The organism is Pseudomonas bharatica CSV86, from assembly GCF_000319305.2.
Classification (GTDB): Bacteria; Pseudomonadota; Gammaproteobacteria; order Pseudomonadales; family Pseudomonadaceae; genus Aquipseudomonas; species Aquipseudomonas bharatica.
Genome location: NZ_AMWJ02000001.1, coordinates 1,007,457 through 1,028,975 on the forward strand (window position 1 = coordinate 1,007,457; position 21,519 = coordinate 1,028,975).

Here is a 21,519-nt window from a genome sequence, read left to right on the forward strand (position 1 = left end):
TCTACTGCCAATTTTCTGTTTCCACCTTCGCCTGAGTCTTCATAGCGATGCTGACTAGGGAGGACAGCGAGAGCTGGGCAAGCGTCAAAGCGGTTCTGGTTCATGCGCAATCCGGACACCTGCACAACATTCCTCTTGTAAGAAACCGATCAAATTCTCTAGGTGCCCATACTCGGGTATACAGACAATCGTGCGGCTATGTTTCTCCTGCCGGATCAGCCCTACCTTGGCCATGCGCGCAAGGTGATGTGATAGCGTCGAAGCAGGAATACCCAGCCCCTTCTGGATATCTCCGACCGAAGCCCCATCATGGCCAGCTTTGACCAGAAAGCGGAACACGGACAGTCGGTGACTATTCCCTAGCTCAGCTAAGCTGGCTGCAACCTTTTCGTGATCCATAGCACGCCCCAATAATTCGATGTTTCTAGAATTATAGTTGACAGGTCGGATAAACGCAAGTAGGCTGCGTACATCATTTCGACAATACTAGAAATATAGGAGTAATATTGAATGTCATCTCAACTCCAAGACGCTCTAGGCATGTTCGCCTTTCTCGCTATCGAGCTATCGGTTTTATTCATTGGCATTAGCTTGCTGGTCGGAGTTCTTCAACGTCACATCCCACCATCCAAGGTGGAAGCGTTACTGACTTCCAGTGGGAAGCGAGGCTATTTTCTTGCTGCTGGTTTAGGAGCTATAACGCCCTTCTGTAGTTGCTCGACTATCCCCATGTTGAAAGGGTTGATTCGGGCACGGGCCGGTTTTGGGCCGATGATGGTGTTTCTTTTCTCATCTCCGTTGCTGAATCCTATCGTCGTCGGCCTGCTGGTTGCCACGTTTGGATGGACACTTACTGCTATCTATGTGCTCGCCGCTTTGGTGGTCGCGGTAGGTGCCGGATGGCTGCTTCACACGCTTGGCTTCGAGCGTTATGTGCGCCGGACGGCGACACAAGAGAGCAGTGGATGTAGTTCATCAGCAAGCCCGTGCAGTGCTACATCGACCGCATCGAGTTGCGGCACCAACAGCTGCGACACCACTCCGAAGACGGCTTCTTGCGGGGCTGATAGGAAGACAACAGTCTCTACGTCTAGCGAATGCTGTGACAGTCAACCCACTGTCACGGTTAAGAAAGAAGGGAAGTACAGTGGTGTGTGGCGGGAAGCTTGGTCGGACTTTATCGATGTGTTGCCTTACCTGCTCATCGGTATTGCGATTGGCAGCGTGATCTATGGTTTCATGCCCACTGACTTATTGGAGCAGTATGCAGGCCCAGATAATCCCTTTGCCATTCCAGTTGCCGCTGTCATCGGCGTGCCGTTGTATATTCGCGCTGAAGCCGTCATACCTCTGGCAGCGGCTCTGATGGCCAAAGGCGTGGGTGCCGGGACGGTGCTAGCGTTGATCATCGGCAGTGCCGGAGCCAGCCTGACTGAGCTCATTCTGTTGCGCTCTTTGTTCACGCTGAAGCTTTTAGCGGCGTTTTTAGCAGTCATTTTTGCTATGGCGATGATTGCCGGTTACGCCACCTACCTGTTTTTCTGATCAAGGCGGGAGATGATTAATTCGTTAAGCCTTCCTGGGTACCAGTTGGTGGATTCTGATGAGCAGAATGAAGACATACATTTTCGGCTTGAAGCACCTACACCAGTAGCCTGCGAGGGGTGCGGCGTGCAGGGTGAGTTCGTGCGGTTCGGCAAGCGTGACGTTCCCTATCGTGATCTGCCCATCCACGGCAAGCGGGTCACTCTCTGGGTGGTCCGCCGCCGATACACCTGCCGGGCCTGCAAGACAACATTCAGGCCCCAGCTACCGGAGATGGTGGACGGATTCCGTATGACACTGCGGCTGCATGAGTACGTGGAGAAGGAATCCTTCAACCACCCCTACACCTTTGTGGCGGCACAGACCGGCCTGGACGAGAAGACGGTGCGCGACATCTTCAACGCCCGCGCCGAGTTCCTGGGGCGCTGGCACCGCTTCGAGACGCCCCGCATCCTGGGCATTGACGAGCTATACCTGAACAAGCGCTACCGCTGCATTCTGACCAACATTGAGGAGCGAACCCTGCTCGACCTGCTGGCCACCCGCCGCCAGGACGTGGTGACCAACTACCTGATGAAGCTGAAAGACCGGCAGAAGGTCGAGATCGTCAGCATGGACATGTGGAACCCCTACCGGGCAGCGGTCAAGGCTGTGCTGCCCCAGGCCCGTATCGTGGTCGATAAGTTCCATGTGGTGCGCATGGCCAACGATGCCCTAGAGAGAGTGCGCAAGGGCCTCAGAAAGGAGCTGAAACCGTCCCAGAGCCGGACTCTCAAGGGAGACCGGAAAATCCTGCTGAAACGCGCTCACGAAGTCTCAGACCGGGAGCGCCTCATCATGGAGACCTGGACAGGCGCGTTCCCGCAACTGCTGGCCGCCTACGAGCACAAGGAGCGCTTCTACGGCATCTGGGACGCCACCACACGGCTCCAGGCAGAAGCCGCCCTGGACGAGTGGATAGCCACCATCCCGAAGGGCCAAAAGGAAGTCTGGAGCGATCTGGTCAGGGCAGTGGGAAACTGGCGCGAAGAGACCATGACCTACTTCGAGACGGACATGCCCGTCACCAACGCTTACACGGAGTCCATCAACCGACTGGCCAAGGACAAGAACCGTGAAGGGCGCGGTTACTCCTTCGAGGTGATGCGGGCACGAATGCTCTACACCACGAAGCACAAGAAGAAGGCACCGACTGCGAAGGTCTCTCCTTTCTACAAGAAAACCATCGGTTACGGACTGCCGGACTTCGCAGAGGAACTCAACTACGGAGTCGATCTATCAACCATCTGATAATGGTATCAGGTTGGTGGGGTAAAGGTGCCCCATCAACCATTAAATCCGTATACCCAAAGAAAGGTGCGCAGCGCGATCAGCGCTTCACGGTGTTCCATCGTGACGGTTCCTGGAGTGACGCCGGGGCGGCATGCAGCGCCCGGACAGGGGCTGATACTTTAATCCATCCAGGGGGGTGGCGACTAACGGTGGCGGGGGATTTCTTCATCGGGCCCTGAAATTTCTACCTTCTGTGCAGGGCGATAGGGGTGTGTTGCTGCTAACGGCCTCATCGCTGGCAAGCCAGCTCCCACAGGTTCGGTGCATGCAGTCCATGAGCTGCGCCCCGGATGTTGGACAAAAAATCCAACACCGGGGTGTTTTGCATGACCAAGTATTCAAAGCAGTTCAAGTTGTCCGCCATCGAAGCCTTCCTCAAGCGAGGCCGAGGTTTCCGTCATGTGGCGAACCAGTTCCAGATAGATCCCACCTTGCTTCGCCGTTGGGTCGTGGCCTATCAGCAACACGGCAGGTCCAGCCTTGAGCGTCGCCATCAGCGCCACAGCGCCGAATTCAAGATTACGGTGCTTCACCGCATGCTAAATGACCGTCTTTCTCAGCGCGCCGCCGCAGCGTTGTTCAACCTAGGTAACTCTAGTCAGCTGGGCAGATGGCTGCGCCAGTATTACAGTGACGGGCTCGCAAACCAGCTTTCTGTAGAAAAGAGTTCAACCCGCACCATGCCTAAGCCTTCCGCCAAGTCCTCCAAGCCTGCAGCCGTGCGTAACGAGGACCTCTCGCCCAAAGAGTTACTAGAGAAAGTTCGCATGCTTGAAGCGGAGAACGCCTACCTAAAAAAGCTCGAGGAGTTAGAGGAGGCGAAGCTCAGGCAGATCCGGGCAGCAAGGAAAAAGCCCAGCTGATTACCGCGCTGCGCCGACAGTTCAGGCTGAAATACCTGCTGATCGCTGCTGGTTTGCCTCGTAGCACTTACTACACCTACTTCGGGGACGAGGGCGCCGAGGATAAGTACGCTCCACTGAAACAGGCGATGCGGGGCATTCAGGAGCACCACAGGGGCCGGTATGGTTATCGTCGCATGACCGCTGCGCTGCGCCAGAAAGGGCACGTGATCAACGGCAAGAAAGTGCGCCGCCTCATGGGCGAGTTGGACCTCAAGTGCACGGTACGACCGAAGAAATACAAGTCGTACAGAGGGCTGATGGACGAAGCATCGCCGAACACCATGAACCGGGAGTTCGCTGCTGATCAGCCGAATCAGAAATGGGTGACAGACGTTACCGAGTTCAAGGTGGCTGGAGAAAAGCTTTATCTGTCGCCAGTTCTGGACTTGTACAACGGGGAGATCGTGGCCTATCAAACGGATACTCGGCCGCGTTACACCCTGGTGGGAACGATGCTTGAACGAGCGCTGGAGAAGCTGCCGGCTGACAGTAAGCCGATGCTGCACTCAGATCAGGGATGGCATTATCGCTATCCGGATTACCGCCAGCGCTTGAAAGAAGCGGGCTTGGAACAGAGCATGTCGCGCAAGGGCAACTGCCTGGACAATGCGGCGATGGAAAGCTTTTTCGGCACGCTGAAGTCGGAGTATTTCTACCGCGAGAAATTTGAGAGCATCGAGCAATTACGCGCTGGGATTGATGATTACATCCGCTACTACAACCACGAACGTATCAAGATGAAGCTCGGCGGCCTGAGCCCTGTAGCGTACAGAGCACAAGCCGCATAGCTTTAGACAAAAGTGTCCAACATCCGGGGCGCAGCTCACCACCCTGTGGGAGCTGGCTTGTCGGACCGCCGCACCGCAGCGATAGGGCCATAGACTGGCCAGACCTGTTATTTCTGCCAGTTGGCCCCAGCGGATAGCAGGAGTACAACCGCTACAACGAATTGCTGGAGCCGTCCGGTGAATCCTTCGGTGCATGCCCACACCCCGGTACTGAACGTGATCGACGGTCGCGGGCTGGAGGTGCGCCGGGTGGATTATCACCGGGCGCAGGCGGGGCAAGCGGCTGAGCGGCGGGTGCAGGCGAGCCGCTTCGATGCCGCTGCCCGGCAGCGCGAGCAGTGGGATGCGCGGCTGTTCGAGGGGCAGGGCGCGGCGAGCCAGCTGCAGTTTACCAGCCTGTCCGGCAGGGCATTGCTGGACCAAAGCGGCGATGCCGGCTGGCAATTGCTGTTGCCGGGCGACGCCGGGCAGGTGCTGGAGCGCTGGGATACCCGGGGCGGACACTGGCAGACCGGCTATGACGAGCGCCTGCGGCCGCTGTCGATTCGCGAGGCTGGCCGGCTGGCCGAGCGCTTTATCTACGGAGCGGAAGAGGATGTGAATCGCCGGGGCCGGCTGCTCCGGCATGACGATGAGGCGGGCAGCCGGATGGTCATCGGTTACAGCCTGGGCGCTGAAGAATCCGGGGAAACCCGCTGTTTTCTTGAATCGCTCGAACTGCCGGACTGGTCGCAGGCGCCGTCCCTGGAGCCGGGCGAGGGTGAAACCACCCGCCATGTACATGGCCCGCTCGCCTCGGAGAAGCTCGAGCAGATCGATGCCCGCGGCAATCGCCAAGTGTTCCGCTACGGGTTGAATGGCCAGCTGTCAGCTCTGACGGTGACTCTTGCCAGCGGCGCGGAGCATCGGGTGCAAGCCGATATTCGTTACAACGCCCAATTGCAGATCGAATCCCGCACGGCCGGGAATGGCGTGGTCAGCCAGTCGCACTACGATCCGGCCAATGGGCGTCTTGTGCGCTTCAGTGCCAGCCGCCCGGGGCGCTCGATGCTCCAGGACCTGGTCTACGAGTATGATCCGCGGGGCAATGTGCTGCGGATCGAGGATCACAGCCAGCCCGTACGGCATTTTGCTAACCAGCGGGTCGACCCGGTCTGTGCCTTTCTCTACGACTCGCTTTGCCAACTGGTCGAGGCCAGCGGACGCGAGGCGGCGGGCGTCGTTTCCGGGCCGGACTTGCCGGAACTGGCGCCGGATACCAGCCAGTTGCTGAATTACCGCGAGTTCTACGACTACGACGCGAGTGGCAACCTGGTTTCCCTGAGGCATGTCGGCCAGCAGCAATGGACCCGCACCTTCGAGGTGGCGGCGCACAGCAACCGTGCGTTACCCGCGCCCGCAGACCCTGCGACCGGGTTCGATCCGAACGGCAACCTGCTCGAACTGGCGCCGGGCCAGCCGCTGCAATGGAGCGCGCGCGACCGACTGCTTGCTCTGCGCCAGGTGACGCGTGCGAACGCCCAGGACGATGAGGAACAGTATCGCTACGGCGGCAACGGCCTGCGCGTACGCAAGGTTGCGGCGCGGCTTGTGGCCGGGCGCATGCAGCACGGCGAAACCCGTTATCTGCCCGGCCTGGAACTGCATACCCGGCAAGGGGAAGCCTTCGCGGTGCTGCAGGTCGAATCCTGCCGTTGCCTGGTCTGGAGCGAAGGCCAGCCCGAGGGCATTGCCGGCCCGCAATGGCGCTACGGCGTTAACGACCTGTACGACAGCAGCGCACTGGAGCTGGACGGCGAAGCCCGCATCATCACCCACGAAGGCTATTACCCCTTCGGCGGCACGGCCTGGTGGGCGGGGCGTTCGGCGCTGGAGGCGGGCTACAAGACACGCCGCTATTCAGGGCGGGAACGGGACAGCAGCGGGCTTTACTACTATGGGCTGCGCTACTACGCGCCATGGCTGGCGCGCTGGATCAATCCGGATCCGGCAGGGGATATGGATGGGCTGAACCGCTATGCGATGGTGCGGAACAACCCGGTGACGCGGGAAGACCGGCATGGACTGGTCGGGGCCGACAAGCAGGCCGTGGTTGCAGAGCCGGCGCGCCGGCAATTCGTGAGTCAGCATTTCACCCACGAAGTCGAGGGCCACACGGTGCGTTCCACCTACGTCGATCAAAATTATGTCGAGAGCCGGTTCACCAACACCTACGAGCCCGACCAATGGCTGATGGAGCACAACTACAAGAAAACCGACACCCGCTCGTTCTATGCCAGCGATGTGGCGCTTCATCAACTCGAACTCGTGTACGGCAGCCTGGACAGGGTGCCCCGGCCCTCGACCATCGTGCGTAGCAACGTCGTCAACCTCGAGGCAAGGGATGCGCTTGCCGGCCTGGAAAGCGGGTCCGGAAAACTGAAACGGGTGTTTTTCGACGAAACCCTCAATGGCAAGACTACCCGGCACTTGATGCAGGCCATGAAGCTGGAGCCTGCCGCAGTCACGGTGGATTTCCAGCCAGGCATCTTCAAGCCGCGGATGTACATTACTGTCCATGTCGCCAACGCCATGCCGGATGCCGGTCGACTCGTTCGCTCAGGCAATGGCGATGGTCACTCGACTCAAGCTGCTCAGCAGGCGCCTAGCGACTCCCGGCAAGGGGCAGATGAATGGCGCGACTTCCCTATCGCCGCAGGCGTGCGGGTCCACTACAGGAAACGCAGTGAGACCTGGCTATGAGGCTGAGTGCTCGACGACCAGGGTCCCGACCCCCTTGAGAAGCACCTTCAACACCGCCTCGATCTCCTCCAGGTCATCCCCCAGCGCGCTCGCGATATCGATCTCCAGCACATCATCCCCACCGAACAGCTCGGTCGCCCCCGGCGCCGTCTCGATCAGCAGGCGGGTGGCGCTGAGGGTCACCTTGATATCCCGCAATGCTTCGCTTTCATCCTCGATCATCAGGCCGACCTCGTCTTCATCGGGGTAGCGGCTAAGGATGAGCAGGCGCCCATCGGTGTTGTTGCTGCCGAGGGTAGCGAGGTTGTCTTCTTCGTCATCGCAGGCGTTGCCGAAGATCAGCGCGGAAGTCAGTTGCATGGTGCAGCTCGATCAAGGAAATGAAACGCAAGTGTGCCAGCGTTTGCCCCCGGGATGAATCTCCGGCTGCACCTGCCTGTCCGAATATGTCGCAGCATCGGAAGCGGCGGCGGGCGGGCTGTCGTTAAGCTGCGTTGTCAAAGGATGACCGTACGGTCCCGGACGACCCAGGTTCCAGCAGCACCGCTCTTTCTCATTTCTCCCTCCGCCGCGCCCGCCATTGGCTATGGTTGATGCGGGATATGGCGGACACGCGCGACGCTTCATTCAAAAACAAAGCCCAAGCGGAGTACCACAGATGGCGTTTTTCACCGCAGCCAGCAAAGCCGACTTCCAGCACCAACTGAAAGCCGCCCTGGCGCAGCACATCAGCGAGCAGGCACTGCCACAAGTGGCGCTGTTCGCCGAGCAATTCTTCGGCATCATCTCTCTGGACGAACTCACCCAGCGGCGCCTGTCCGACCTGGTCGGCTGCACCCTCTCTGCCTGGCGCATCATCGAGCGCTTCGACCATGCCCAGCCCAAGGTCAACGTCTACAACCCCGATTACGAGCGTCATGGCTGGCAGTCGACCCACACCGCCGTGGAAGTCCTGCACCACGACCTGCCGTTCCTCGTGGACTCCGTGCGCACCGAACTGAACCGTCGTGGCTACAGCATCCACACCCTGCAGACCACCGTCCTCAGCGTGCGCCGCGGCAAGGACGGCGAACTGCTGGAAATCCTGCCCAAGGGCACCCAGGGCGAGGGTGTGCTGCAGGAATCGCTGATGTACCTGGAAATCGACCGCTGCGCCAACAACGCCGAGCTCTCCGTACTGGCCCACGAACTGACCCAGGTGCTGGCCGAAGTGCGCGTCGCCGTGGCCGACTTCGAGCCGATGAAGGCCAAGGTCCGGCAACTGCTGGAACTGGTCGAGCAGACCCCGTATCCAGCGGTGGCCGGCGAGAAGTCCGAGGTCAAGAGCTTCCTCGAATGGCTGGTGGGCAACCACTTCACCTTCCTCGGCTACGAGGAGTTCGTGGTCAAGGCCGACGCCCAGGGCGGCCAGTTGGTGTATGACGAGCAGTCCTTCCTCGGCCTGACCCGCCTGCTGCGCGCCGGCCTCACCGCCGAAGACCTGCGCATCGAAGACTACGCCGTCGCCTACCTGAACGAGCCGCTGCTGCTGTCCTTCGCCAAGGCCGCCCACCCGAGCCGCGTGCACCGCCCGGCCTACCCGGACTACGTGTCGATCCGCCAGCTCGACGCCGACGGCAAGGTGATCAAGGAGTGCCGCTTCATGGGCCTCTACACCTCCTCGGTGTATGGCGAAAGTGTCCACCAGATCCCGTACATTCGCGACAAGGTCGCCGAAGTCGAGCGCCGTTCCGGCTTCGACGCCAAGGCCCACCTGGGCAAGGAACTGGCCCAGGTGCTTGAAGTGCTGCCCCGCGACGACCTGTTCCAGACCCCGGTGGACGAGCTGTTCAACACCGTGATGTCCATCGTGCAGATCCAGGAACGCAACAAGATCCGCGTGTTCCTGCGCAAGGACCCCTACGGCCGCTTCTGCTACTGCCTGGCCTATGTCCCGCGTGACATCTATTCCACCGAAGTGCGGCAGAAGATCCAGCAGGTGCTGATGGAGCGCCTCAAGGCCAGCGACTGCGAGTTCTGGACCTTCTTCTCCGAATCGGTACTGGCCCGCGTGCAGTTGATCCTGCGGGTAGATCCGAAGAACCGCATCGATATCGACGCGAAACAGCTGGAAAACGAAGTGATCCAGGCCTGCCGCTCGTGGCAGGACGACTACGCCGCGCTCACCGTCGAAGCCTTCGGCGAAGCCCAGGGCACCAACGTGCTCGCCGACTTCCCGAAAGGCTTCCCGGCCGGCTACCGCGAGCGCTTCGCCGCGCACTCGGCGGTGGTCGACATGCAGCACCTGCTCAACCTGTCGGAGAAAAAGCCGCTGGTGATGAGCTTCTACCAGCCGCTGACCCAGACCGGTAAGCACATCCTGCACTGCAAGCTGTACCACGCCGACACCCCGCTGGCGCTGTCCGACGTGCTGCCGATCCTGGAAAACCTCGGCCTGCGCGTGCTCGGCGAGTTCCCGTACCGCCTGCGCCACACCAATGGCCGCGAGTTCTGGATCCACGACTTCGCCTTCACCTACAGCGAAGGCCTCAACCTCGACATCCAGCAGCTCAACGACACGCTGCAGGACGCCTTCGTCCACATCGTCAACGGCGATGCGGAAAACGACGCCTTCAACCGCCTGGTGCTGACCGCCGGCCTGCCATGGCGCGACGTCGCCCTGCTGCGCGCCTACGCCCGCTACCTCAAGCAGATCCGCCTGGGCTTCGACCTCGGCTACATCGCCAGCACCCTGAACAACCACACCGACATCGCCCGCGAGCTGACCCGGCTGTTCAAGACCCGCTTCTACCTGGCGCGCAAGCTCACCAGCGAAGACCTCGAAGACAAGCAGCAGCGCCTGGAACAGGCGATCCTCAGCGCCCTCGACGACGTCCAGGTGCTCAACGAAGACCGCATCCTGCGGCGCTACCTGGACCTGATCAAGGCCACCCTGCGCACCAACTTCTACCAGCCGGACGCCAACGGCCAGAACAAGTCGTACTTCAGTTTCAAGTTCAACCCCAGGCTGATCCCGGAACTGCCGAAACCGGTGCCGAAGTTCGAAATCTTCGTCTACTCGCCGCGCGTCGAAGGCGTGCACCTGCGCTTCGGCAACGTCGCCCGCGGCGGCCTGCGCTGGTCGGACCGCGAGGAAGACTTCCGCACCGAAGTCCTCGGCCTGGTCAAAGCCCAGCAAGTGAAGAACTCGGTCATCGTTCCGGTCGGCGCCAAGGGCGGCTTCCTGCCGCGGCGCCTGCCACTGGGCGGCAGCCGCGACGATATCGCCGCCGAGGGCATCGCCTGCTACCGCATCTTCATCTCCGGCCTGCTCGACATCACCGACAACCTCAAGGACGGCGGCGTCGTGCCACCGGCCAACGTGGTCCGGCATGACGACGACGACCCGTACCTGGTGGTCGCCGCAGACAAAGGCACCGCTACCTTCTCCGACATCGCCAACGGCATCGCCATAGACTACGGCTTCTGGCTCGGCGACGCCTTCGCCTCCGGCGGCTCGGCCGGCTACGACCACAAGAAAATGGGCATCACCGCCCGTGGCGCCTGGGTCGGCGTGCAGCGCCACTTCCGCGAGCGCGGCATCAATGTGCAGAAGGACGTCATCACCGTGGTCGGCATCGGCGACATGGCCGGCGACGTCTTCGGCAACGGCCTGCTCATGTCCGAGACCCTGCAACTGGTCGCGGCCTTCAACCACCTGCACATCTTCATCGACCCCAACCCGGACCCGGCGACCAGCTTCGCCGAGCGCAAGCGCCTGTTCGACCTGCCGCGTTCGGCCTGGAGCGACTACGACACCAGCATCATGTCCGAGGGCGGCGGCATCTTCCCGCGCAGCGCGAAAAGCATCGCCATCACCCCGCAGATGAAAGAACGCTTCGCCATCGAAGCCGACAAACTCACCCCGACCGAACTGCTCAACGCCTTGCTCAAGGCCCCGGTCGACCTGCTCTGGAACGGCGGTATCGGCACCTACGTCAAATCCAGCGAGGAAAGCCACGCCGACGTCGGCGACAAGGCCAACGACGCCCTGCGCGTCAACGGCAACGAACTGCGCTGCAAGGTGGTGGGCGAGGGCGGCAACCTCGGCATGACCCAGCTCGGCCGCGTCGAATTCGGCCTCAACGGCGGCGCCACCAACACCGACTTCATCGACAACGCCGGTGGCGTGGACTGCTCCGACCACGAGGTCAACATCAAGATCCTGCTCAACGAAGTGGTGCAGGCCGGCGACATGACCGAGAAGCAGCGCAACCAGCTGCTCGGCAGCATGACCGAAGAGGTTTCCACCCTCGTCCTCGGCAACAACTACAAGCAAACCCAGGCCCTGTCCCTGGCCGCGCGGCGTGCCAAGGAGCGCATTGCCGAATACAAACGCCTCATGGCCGACCTCGAAAGCCGCGGCAAACTCGATCGCGCCATCGAATTCCTGCCCTCGGAAGAGCAACTGGCCGAACGCATCGCCGCCAACCAGGGCCTCAGCCGCGCCGAGCTGTCGGTGCTCATCTCCTACAGCAAGATCGACCTCAAGGAAGCGCTGCTCAAATCCCTGGTACCGGATGACGACTACCTCACCCGCGACATGGAAACCGCCTTCCCGCCGTCGCTGGTGCACAAATTCGCCGACGCCATGCGCCGCCACCGGCTGAAACGCGAAATCGTCAGCACCCAGATCGCCAACGACCTGGTCAACAACATGGGTATCACCTTCGTCCAGCGGCTCAAGGAGTCCACGGGCATGAGCCCGGCCAACGTCGCAGGCGCCTACGTCATCGTGCGCGACATCTTCCACCTCCCGCACTGGTTCCGGCAGATCGAAGCGCTGGACTACCAGGTACCGGCGGAAGTGCAGCTCACCCTGATGGACGAACTCATGCGCCTGGGCCGTCGGGCTACGCGGTGGTTCCTGCGCAGCCGTCGCAACGAGCAGGATGCCGGGCGCGATGTCGCGCACTTCGGACCACAGATCGCCGCCCTGGGCCTCAAACTCGACGAACTCCTCGAAGGCCCGACCCGCGAACGCTGGCAAACCCGCTATCAAGGCTTCGTAGAGGCCGGCGTACCGGAACTGCTGGCCCGGATGGTCGCCGGCACCACGCACCTCTACACCCTGCTGCCGATCATCGAAGCGTCCGACGTGACCGGGCAGAACCCGGCTCAGGTGGCCAAGGCGTTCTTCGCGGTGGGCAGCGCGCTGGATCTCACCTGGTACCTGCAGGAAATCAGCAACCTGCCCGTGGAAAACAACTGGCAGGCCCTGGCCCGGGAAGCGTTCCGGGATGATATTGATCTGCAGCAGCGGGCCATTACGATTTCTGTATTGCAGATGGCGGATGCGCCGGAGGATATGGATGCACGGGTGGCGCTGTGGATGGAGCAGCATCGGGTGATGGTGGAGCGGTGGCGGGCTATGCTTGACGACCTCCGTGCGGCGACCGGGACTGACTATGCCATGTATGCGGTGGCTAACCGGGAGCTGGTGGATCTGGCGTTGAGTGGGCAGGCGGCGGTTTTGCCGTCTTGATGGTATGAGGTGAAACAGGAAGGCCCCGGCAGTGATGCCGGGCCTTTTTGTTGGGGGCGCGCAACGGAGCGCAAAACTTCGGGGGACTGACTTTCTTGTGTGCTTTGTCAATTGTCGAGCATTGTTAAGAAATAAATATCGGAATTAAAAGGAGCATAATGAAAAGCACAATCACCACCCATTGTAGGGTCTTCAATGTCTTGCTTTTATTCTCAATTTTGTTATCTACAAAAAATCTTATAAGCAGCCATAAATAACAAAAAACGAGAATTTCAGAAAAAATAATAAAGCTATATTTATTTGGCTCGCCTAAAAATGGACATTTTACAACCTTCATGCTATATCCGGTCAGGCATATAAATAGTAGTGACATTGTCATTTCTATGGATCTAGCAAGAAAGCCCTTAAAGAACGCCTGTCCAATGAGTAGGTATAGGAGAATTGATGCAATAGATACAAGAGTCGAATAACCTAGCAATGTCCAGTTGAAAACAACTTCGAATGGGGTTTTTATGTCAATGCTGTCATTGCCAATATTTTTAAAGAGAATAAATCCGAATACAAAAAAAGGGAAAAAAATCAAATTGCCAATGGCCGAGAATCCTTTGTTATAAACCTCGCGTGAGATATCTATATAGCCCTTATTTAGGTTTTTCCATTTTTCTTTTAGTTTCAAATTCATGCTCCATGTCGTTGTTTGCTAACTGTAAATAAAGCCCAGCTGGTATGTAACTCCCCGAGTGAGCGTGGCGTGTAATATTCCTTGGTCCTTTTGCTGTCCGTCTCTCGGCTGAGGCTTTCCGCGTGCCAATGAGTGTACACACCGCGGATGGACAGCCTCGTTTGCTCGACCAGGTACGGAGCAAATTCGCTTGCGACACTACTCGATACGCAGGGAGCGTGTCTATTACAAGTGAGATCCACCGAGCGAATAGGTCCGCAGAGGTCGAGGCTGCTGATGGTGTCGATATTGAAGACGCGCTTGTGCATCTGTCCATGACATTGAAGTCAGCTGCTGAGACCAATTTGCAGGTTTGTGAGCGGGTTGATCGGGCGATGGGTGGCTTGGCTTGGGGGCCGGGGCAGTCATTGGATGTTCGGGTGGCATTGGTGGTGTCGTGGAAGGGCGGCGAGATAATTGAGCTGTTATGCTGCTTACGGATCTTTTGGGCGGTCCGTAAGCGGTTTCGTTTGGTAATGATGTCGCTGTGAATCAGCAAACTCTCGATGGAATAGATCTGCTTGATCATGCAATTGTAAGACTCTTTGAGTAATTTCGGTGTTGGATGACTCAATTCCAGTTACATAGACTATCGCGCGCCAGCAAATGAATAATATCGATACTGGTTCTGTTGCAAGTCGAGCAGCGTGCGCGTTTTCCAAGAGAAGCCTTTCTTCAGAGGGTCTCGAATAGCGATCCCAAGTAAGGTCCACCGCTGTTTGATCTGAATGTATTAAATGACTACTAATGCCGTAGCCGTGTAGAAAAGATTTATAGGGTCGCAGGTCTAGTTTCTCGTCGTGGAATTCGCAAATTATTCGAGTCATCTCGCTGAATGACCATTTTTGTTTGAGCATGTTTCTTTTGGATTTAGGCCATTTTGCACGAAGTTTAGTTTCTTGTTCTTTGCTAAGAATAGCGCCTCCGACGAGCATTCGTGTGTCTTGATCCGACGAACCCTCCGCAAAGGGTTTAGCTCTCTCGGAACGCTGCAGATTTTCGATTTCATTTAATAATATGGTGAATTCGTCAATGCGCCGCCCGCGCTCCTCGGGAGGTGCAATACTCACATATAAAAAACGGGTGGCGCATTCGAGGGCTGCACGCATCAAGATGTCACAGTCCCATAGATGCCAATTTTGAAGTAAAGTATTTAGTGCGTGACATCTTTCGGAATAGTACTGCAATGTTACTCGTGAATGTGCGGCATACTTGGCATCAATATTATCGGCTTTCTCCATGGCTTCGCGGACTTCCTCGACAAGCGCAAAATACACCTCGAGAGAGGTTTCTATAAGGTCTTGCATGATTTAGCTCCTTTGCGGATGATGCGTTGGGCTCACTCGTTTTGACATGGCTTGAAGTTGGTTTGATAGTGTTTTTCTTGGCGTCTTGTTATTCAATGGATTCATTGATGTAAATTGGTGCTTAAGATTCTTGAGCGCGGGCCGCGCAAACGGCCCGATTTACATAGAGCTAGAGTACTTCGGGTATGTCGCCATTGCTTTTGGAGTATTCTTTTGCTGAAACCTTGATCCAGCACTCTGGCTTTTTTGCCCACTCGGAAATCATTTTTCCGCCAGCGCCGAAGTGAAGCGCTTCATTGACCTCGTGAGCCCAGACTGCAATTTGCCGCTCGAGCTGCGGTGAAATACGTTGTGCTTGCCACACTTGATCAAGTTGGAAGTTTTTTCCAAGTTTTGCAGCTAGAATCGATACCGTATATGCGGTTATATTGGCTTGGAATGCGGGGAATAAAGGCCTAATAATACGATGTGCTGATTTGAAAATAATCGCCTTGGCTACTATCTGTTTATAGGTGTCTGCGGTGGGGATGGTGTCTTTACCTTGTTCTTCTAGTTCTGATATTTCGGACATAAAAGCTTGAAAGTTTTTCTGTGCGCCTAGACTTACCACATGTGGTTTTTGGTCCCAGGCGAAAAGGAATTTTGCTACATCAGGTTTTGTGAGCTTCCGCGAAGTTGGAATTTCTGCTTGAAGTTTTTTCTTCTGGGCCATGGTGGTTGTATCTTTCTCCAGCATGACCTTGTAGCTCCCGGCAGACCGCTCGTAGAACCACCGGCCGACACCATCTGGGCAATATACGCGTGTAGATAGCTTTTCCAGTTCGCGATGGAAGGGTTTGTTAGCAGATAAGTCTGACTGCTTGACGACGTTCTGGCTATTCGCGAAGCGAGAAATTTTGAAATTAGCTCCTCCGGATCACTTTGGTCAGATTTAAGTATGATTATTTTTGCAGGAACTCTAACCCTCTCAAGATCAAGGTCGGGCTGTTTTCTTTTCGCGAAATAGATGGATGCCGTAGTTTGACCGCCGTTAACTATTTGCATTCCTTGTAGCCATGAGATTCCCAGCGATCCATCGATAGAACGATCGAGTTTTCCAGAGTCCGCCACTATTACAATGCCGTTGTTGTAGGCCATAAATCGCTCGGGCGTATCTCGTAATGTATCTCGAATACCCTTATTTACTCCTTTGGCACCAACTCCAAGAAACGAGCGTACGTTTGCCTCGAGTATTCTGGGCCCGTATTTTTCGTACAGTGCGCGCAGGGCGTTTCCAGGTATCGCGGTAAGAGCATAATCGTATTCTTCATTGGCCGAGCCGGGGACCCACACGCTCGGAAGAGCACCTCCGCAGAGATCATTGAAGTTAACTACTAGCTCATCTCGCGGGCGACCCTGTTGCCAGTGATTGAATAGTCGCTGTATATCCATAAGTTCCACTCGGACTTGCTTGCCTTCAACGTCTTGTGGGGCGTAATCCCGAGTTTTGACTTTCGCGTCAGTGATTATAAAAATTCTGATGCTGTCCAAGCTTTCGAATATTCTCTCAACTTCTATAGCGAGAGCGTACACGTTATTGGTTTCGTCAAGCTTTCTAGATAGTTGGCTTTTGGCACAAAACCTAAGGAAATTCAGACCTTGAGTCGCCGCTCGAGTTACCTCCGAGTCGGATAAGAAATCAATTTCATCTGAACCCTTATACAAACTTACAAAGAGGTCGAGACGATCTGGATTGCCTTCTTCGTCGGTGGTGTCAGATACAGAATATCCGCTGAGCTTGACTTTGTACGCACCAAGCTTGGCCTCATAGTGGCATACGTTTGTATCGAATGTAATACCTTGATCTGCGAGGTGCGTCATCACCTGTTCTGTAAACAGCTCCTCAGCTGAAACCGGAATCCTACCAGGTTCTTGATCCTTTTTTAGCTCTTCGCGGATTTCGTTTTGCGTATCGCGTAAAAAATCTAAAAGCTCCATTAATAAACTCCAAGTGTTCTCAGTATATATGCTAATGGCTCTGTCTTAATTGTCGCTGCGGAAATATCAAGTTGATATTTTGCCCATTTAACTTCCGCTGGGACATTTGCAGATGTGAGTCTCGGAAAATCAGAGTCTACGAGCATTATCTTGATTTCTGATACTGAGAAATGGCGAACATAGAAGTCTTCGTGTATGTCAAAGTAGCCAGCGTCGACAAGACTTGACTCGAATTTTTTTGATGTTGAAGCGTCTGTGTTTATTATAGCTCTTAAGGTGTTTACAAAGCTTGGTAGATTCATTCCTGCATTGGTTACTTCTAGACGAACTCCGAACAGATAAAGAGGTGAGCTTTGAGAATCGTCAAGTTGATCAAGTGACGTGATACTTACCGGAAAACCTTCAGTAGCTATCGTCGATTTAACTTCAATCGAGCCGGTTGCAAAGAGAAAGTCATGCAACCCCTTTTGTGGACCCCTCCATGCATCTATTATCGAGAATGGCATAACACCTTGCTCAATTGACTTGAGGATTAGAACGAGCTCGCCTACCAGTCCCTGTTCTGCTTCGCCAGACAGCCCGTCTTGGCCCCTTCGCATAAACTCTTGCCAGCCTCGTACTCGGGCTAGCAGGTGTTGATATATCTGACTTTCCGGGATATTGTCAGAGTGAGATATTAGTCTTGCAAGATCGCAGGCAACTGCTGCAAATAAATCTTGAGATCCGGATGGCTGTCTAATTATCGCAAGCCATTGATGAGAATCCAGCGCTCCTCTGAGGTTCGCGCGCGCCATTCGGAAGCCTTGCCCTTTGGGTAGGCGGGAAGCGATAGGTATCTTAGTTGTGGCGAACCCAATCAAAACCGCCTCTTCGTTACTTGGCGAATGTCGAGCAACTTTTAACTGGCAGGTGCCTGCTTTGAGAAGATCGATTGTTCGCCAACCGGGCGTAGTAGTCGCTTCGGACAAGGCTCTCCAAATTCCTTGGATTTCGCTGCTATTCACTACCGCCATACTCCTGTTCCCAGAGAATGTTGGTCACGACATAGGGGATAGATTTTGCGAATTGCTCGCTGGAAAACTAATCCCAAAACCGATTGCTGGTGTTGAAATGCCGTTAATACCTGAGGCTTCTAGATCCAGGATGTAGAGGAGAAGTACTCCTCGTTCAGGATGAGCCGCTATACCTTCGGCACCCTGTCCACGAATTCTTCTTATATAAGGCCCGCTCGGTACTTCTGGGTATTTTCTTTCTCTCTTTCTAGCCGGATCTGGCTTCCAAGCATTTTGCGTGTTGAGGAGCGCAGCTGTCCAAGCGTCTTCATCAAGGTCTATAGCCTCGTCGGGCGGAGACAGTAAGCGACCAATCGAGTACTTGTCTTCGCTGTCCAACGCGTTATTCGATCGCTTCATGCGTTTAATTGAATACCCAGAAACTTTCTGTGTTGTTTTGACACTCCCACCAATAACGGCTACTGTCCAACTGTTGAGCTCACCTGAAAGGCTCATTTTTTCAATGAAGTCAGAGAGGAGGTCGCTGCGAACTTTTCTAGAGTCAGGATGGGTCTTATATGCCCTGAGAAATTCAATAACTGGTTGAGCAGAAACGTTTTTCCAGATTACCCCATTCCATTTGTCTGTGTGCCCAGGCCGAGCTTGATCGGGTATAGGCTGCGGCGTACTCAAAGTAGACAAGAAGGTCTCGAAAGCGATCAGGTTTGACTGAAGTTTTTCCTTGTTTTTGAAGAATGCTACAGTTTCGACAAGTTCGCCGCTGAATGAGAGGTATAGAGTGCGTCCCGTTCGCATTTTAAGTGGAGACGTCACCATGAGAACTGGGTGGGATTTAACTTTTAATCCATAATCACGTGGTGTCAAACCGCTGTCAGTCATATAGTCAAATTCGGATCTTAGCTCCTCAGCCGCATCGGCAATGTGCTCGAACCAGTCCACCAAGTCTTCTGTAGTATAAAGGCGGCAGAGGTCTAGATAAGCTGGTCGATATCCAAACCAGCGGCCCATTTGCATTAGTGTGTCGTACATTTTGGATGCGCGTAAAAAATAACTAACACAAAGACCTTCGAGCGTTAGTCCACGTGCCAGCTTATCCCGCCAATAGCAATGACCTTTAAGCCTGAGGTGTTATCTGCATAATCTAGGGCATCCTTTGCGGTCCCATTAATCATGCGGACATCGATTTGCTCCAGTATGATTGGTAACTGGGATTTGATATCCTCAAAAGTTTGGGTTAAACGATAAGTTTCCTCTTCTGGAATTTGCTCTGCGGTACGTTGACTGGTTGGCAAGAAATCGCTATTCCACAGGTGCTGGAGCTCATTAAGAAATCCTCGATGATCAATTTGACGTTTCAGTCGCTGGTTCAGATGTGATATATAATCCTCAATTTGATTGTACACACATTGCTGAACAGCATTGAAGCGTGTTACGTGAACAAGCATCGAGCAATGTTGGTTACCTTGACCTCGCAAATTTCGAATCGCACAGGCTAAAATGAAACTGTGAATTGCTTCTACAAGGATGCCGGCATAGGAAGTGAAGGTTGATAGTCTCCCTTGTGCTTGACGGGCATCCATCCTTCCTTTCCATCTCTTGAGCAATGATCTGTTACCGGTCGGACCAAATCTAGTGCGCCCTCGCGGCCATTCTCGCTGGCTAAACCAAATACTCTAGAAGGCCCTATATAATTGGATGGGGCCGAAAGGTTGGTAATGAATGCTGCGGGGAACAGATCTGGTCCTTCCTTTCTCGTTTCTCCGTGCTCATGAATATAGATATTTGCAAATGGTGTTGCAGTATAGCCGACATATGCTTTGCGCGAAAACGAATGTAGTATTTGCCTTATCAGGCGATTAATTGCGGTGGGTTCGTGCTCAAGATCAGGTTTGCCATCGTCTCCTATAACCTTTTCTCCGGTGTCCACCGAGGCGTGATCTGCTTCGTCGTCGATTATAAGGAGTGGGAGGTGTGTTACTAACGGGAGCTTGGTGTCAGGGTCGGTAGAGCGTGCAACGTGATTATGCAGCCAAGTGCGAAGCCTGGTCAGGATAGACTTATTCTTCTTGACTACAAACAACCATGGCTTATTTTCTGGCGAGACGCCGAGGTTTCTAACGAAGTTTAGATTGAAATCGCCGGTCTCCGATCTGTTAGTAACATATTGAGGTCGTAGTTCGTGAGAGCTATCAATGGTTCCTACACCTATTAAGCGTTTAGGGCCATCTTTTTTCTCAGCAGTAGTTTCGTACCCGAGAAATCCTTCATCTAGCCGCATTTGAGTCTGGGAGCGCAAATTATTATGTAGGCCGGCCAGTACAATAATTATCTTGTATCCTGCGTCAGCCGCTTTGCATATCAAACCAGTATAATTTGCTGTTTTTCCTGATTGCACATGGCCCACAACCATGCCGCGCCGGTCCCAGTTTCCTTCCCGCGTAGGATCTTCTAGCATCGAAAGAGTTTTATCAGTGGCTTTGTCGAGACCTTCGATCGCTTTCCACGGAAGCTTGAGCTCCTGCCACTCACGGTAGCGTCTCCAATACCGCCAATGCTGTTTGCGCTCGCTAGTCAGCCAGGGGATATGTCCCTCCATATTCACCAGTGATGAGTCGTCACCTATCCATATACTATTTCTGCGTATTAATTCTTCTACTACCGCTTTGCGATCAATGCCGTCGCCTAGAGCAGGTCGATAACTAAGGAGTCCTTCCATTTCTTGAACTATCCGCTGAGGGGTTATCAGCGTCTTGTCGTCAATTTCAGAAAGAAGATCTTGGATGATTTTTACAATTTTCCATTTTTTTCCTCAGACATTGAGGTCTAGCTCCATTAGAAAGTATCGGGAAGTGAGTCTATGAGTGTTGGAAAAGAGTGGAATGGTTCCGTGATGCGTAGCTGGGCTTTAGCTGCAGAGGGTGAGTACCCTTTCCTTTGAACATATATTCGATATAGCGTATTCAAATGGCCTAAAACTTCCTCGGGAGGCGTCAGCTCAAATCCAGTGGCCGGAGTGTCTTTGTTCTCGGCTGTATCAATCCATATACGTTGAACTGGGACAGTTTCCTCGATGACACGCAGCATTGCTTTTATCTGTGGAAGCAACGCTCCAGCATCATCTAGAACTGCTCTAATTGCTGGGTGATCTGGATCCACGCGATATCGTACCCCATTCGCTAATCTTTCGGCTTTCCATGCCTCGATTAGTTGGTTTTTTCCTAGAAGCATCGGTTTGCCACGGTGGGCGAAGGCTCGTCTGGCTCGGCTTCTGGTTTCTTCGGCCAAGGTAGTCAACCATGCGCGGAGGTACACAGGAGGTCTGGCGGTAGACTTTCTTATATCAATCTTCCAATCTGCGTCTGCCGAGTTTGGAATGTCGATACGGATTCTAGCGAGTCTATGTGCCTCATCTTTGGTCCAAGATCTTCCTGAACCGAGCCCTAGCCAACTGCCGGCCACTAATAACCGCTCATTCCTGTAGACATAGAAGCCTTGTTGAGCAGTCCAACCTTCGGGGCCAGCAAGTGCGTCGAATTCATTTGTTGTGAGCCGGTCTTTATGAGGCAAAACGTGACACTCGGCTGTTACACCTGCAATGTTTGGATGCCTGAAGGGAGGTGGGTTATAGGGCTTGGCGGGATGGCCACTCATAAAGGGATCCCATG

11 protein-coding genes and 2 pseudogenes are annotated in these 21,519 nt (G+C 55.1%); 5 read left to right on the forward strand and 8 right to left on the reverse strand.

Annotated elements, in window-relative coordinates; translation table 11 throughout:
• Nucleotides 1–84: 84 nt before the first annotated feature.
• Nucleotides 85–399, reverse strand: coding sequence for an ArsR/SmtB family transcription factor (locus CSV86_RS04510; protein ID WP_000349485.1), 315 nt, complete (start codon nucleotides 397–399; stop codon nucleotides 85–87).
• Nucleotides 400–540: 141 nt separating this feature from the next.
• On the opposite strand from CSV86_RS04510, the gene CSV86_RS04515 reads away from it, so the two are divergent.
• The 4 genes from CSV86_RS04515 (at nucleotide 541) to CSV86_RS32970 (ending at nucleotide 7,312) form a co-directional block, all read left to right on the forward strand.
• Complete coding sequence (locus CSV86_RS04515; RefSeq protein WP_040363373.1) at nucleotides 541–1,545, forward strand: permease; 1,005 nt, start codon at nucleotides 541–543, stop codon at nucleotides 1,543–1,545.
• 12 nt (nucleotides 1,546–1,557) lie between these two features.
• On the forward strand, nucleotides 1,558–2,835 hold the full coding sequence (locus tag CSV86_RS04520; protein WP_000610830.1) for an ISL3 family transposase: 1,278 nt from the start codon (nucleotides 1,558–1,560) through the stop codon (nucleotides 2,833–2,835).
• Nucleotides 2,836–3,203: 368 nt separating this feature from the next.
• Nucleotides 3,204–4,570 (forward strand): IS3 family transposase gene (locus CSV86_RS04525; protein ID WP_085982835.1). Its coding sequence is split into 2 segments (ribosomal slippage): nucleotides 3,204–3,669 and nucleotides 3,669–4,570, totalling 1,368 coding nucleotides; the frame shifts between segments, so codons are not numbered across the junction.
• 177 nt (nucleotides 4,571–4,747) lie between these two features.
• Nucleotides 4,748–7,312, forward strand: a complete 2,565-nt coding sequence (locus CSV86_RS32970) for an RHS repeat domain-containing protein (protein WP_009395518.1) — start codon at nucleotides 4,748–4,750, stop codon at nucleotides 7,310–7,312.
• Here the strand turns inward: CSV86_RS32970 and CSV86_RS04535 are convergent.
• Nucleotides 7,307–7,672: a hypothetical protein gene (locus CSV86_RS04535; protein ID WP_009395516.1), complete on the reverse strand. Its 366-nt coding sequence runs from the start codon at nucleotides 7,670–7,672 to the stop codon at nucleotides 7,307–7,309. The two genes, CSV86_RS32970 and CSV86_RS04535, sit on opposite strands and share 6 nt — an antisense overlap.
• 298 nt (nucleotides 7,673–7,970) lie before the next feature.
• On the opposite strand from CSV86_RS04535, the gene CSV86_RS04540 reads away from it, so the two are divergent.
• Complete coding sequence (locus CSV86_RS04540) at nucleotides 7,971–12,836, forward strand: NAD-glutamate dehydrogenase (RefSeq protein WP_009395515.1); 4,866 nt, start codon at nucleotides 7,971–7,973, stop codon at nucleotides 12,834–12,836.
• A 124-nt stretch (nucleotides 12,837–12,960) separates the two neighbouring features.
• Here CSV86_RS04540 and CSV86_RS04545 read toward each other — a convergent pair whose 3' ends face one another.
• The 6 genes and pseudogenes from CSV86_RS04545 to CSV86_RS31645 form a co-directional block, all read right to left on the reverse strand.
• Nucleotides 12,961–13,512 (reverse strand): hypothetical protein, encoded by a 552-nt coding sequence (locus CSV86_RS04545; protein WP_158487697.1) that lies wholly within the window; start codon nucleotides 13,510–13,512, stop codon nucleotides 12,961–12,963.
• A 479-nt stretch (nucleotides 13,513–13,991) separates the two neighbouring features.
• Nucleotides 13,992–14,864 (reverse strand): DUF5677 domain-containing protein, encoded by an 873-nt coding sequence (locus tag CSV86_RS04550; protein WP_158487696.1) that lies wholly within the window; start codon nucleotides 14,862–14,864, stop codon nucleotides 13,992–13,994.
• A 169-nt stretch (nucleotides 14,865–15,033) separates the two neighbouring features.
• Nucleotides 15,034–16,841, reverse strand: a pseudogene (locus CSV86_RS04555) (AIPR family protein).
• Nucleotides 16,841–17,854, reverse strand: a complete 1,014-nt coding sequence (locus CSV86_RS04560) for a PD-(D/E)XK motif protein (RefSeq protein WP_037058887.1) — start codon at nucleotides 17,852–17,854, stop codon at nucleotides 16,841–16,843. Before CSV86_RS04560 ends, CSV86_RS04555 begins: the two are co-directional and overlap by 1 nt.
• Nucleotides 17,838–20,671: pseudogene (locus CSV86_RS04565) on the reverse strand (Z1 domain-containing protein). The gene CSV86_RS04560 and the pseudogene CSV86_RS04565 overlap by 17 nt, the downstream one beginning before the upstream one ends.
• 15 nt (nucleotides 20,672–20,686) lie before the next feature.
• Nucleotides 20,687–21,505: a hypothetical protein gene (locus CSV86_RS31645; protein ID WP_240160371.1), complete on the reverse strand. Its 819-nt coding sequence runs from the start codon at nucleotides 21,503–21,505 to the stop codon at nucleotides 20,687–20,689.
• Between the last annotated feature and the right edge of the window lie 14 nt (nucleotides 21,506–21,519).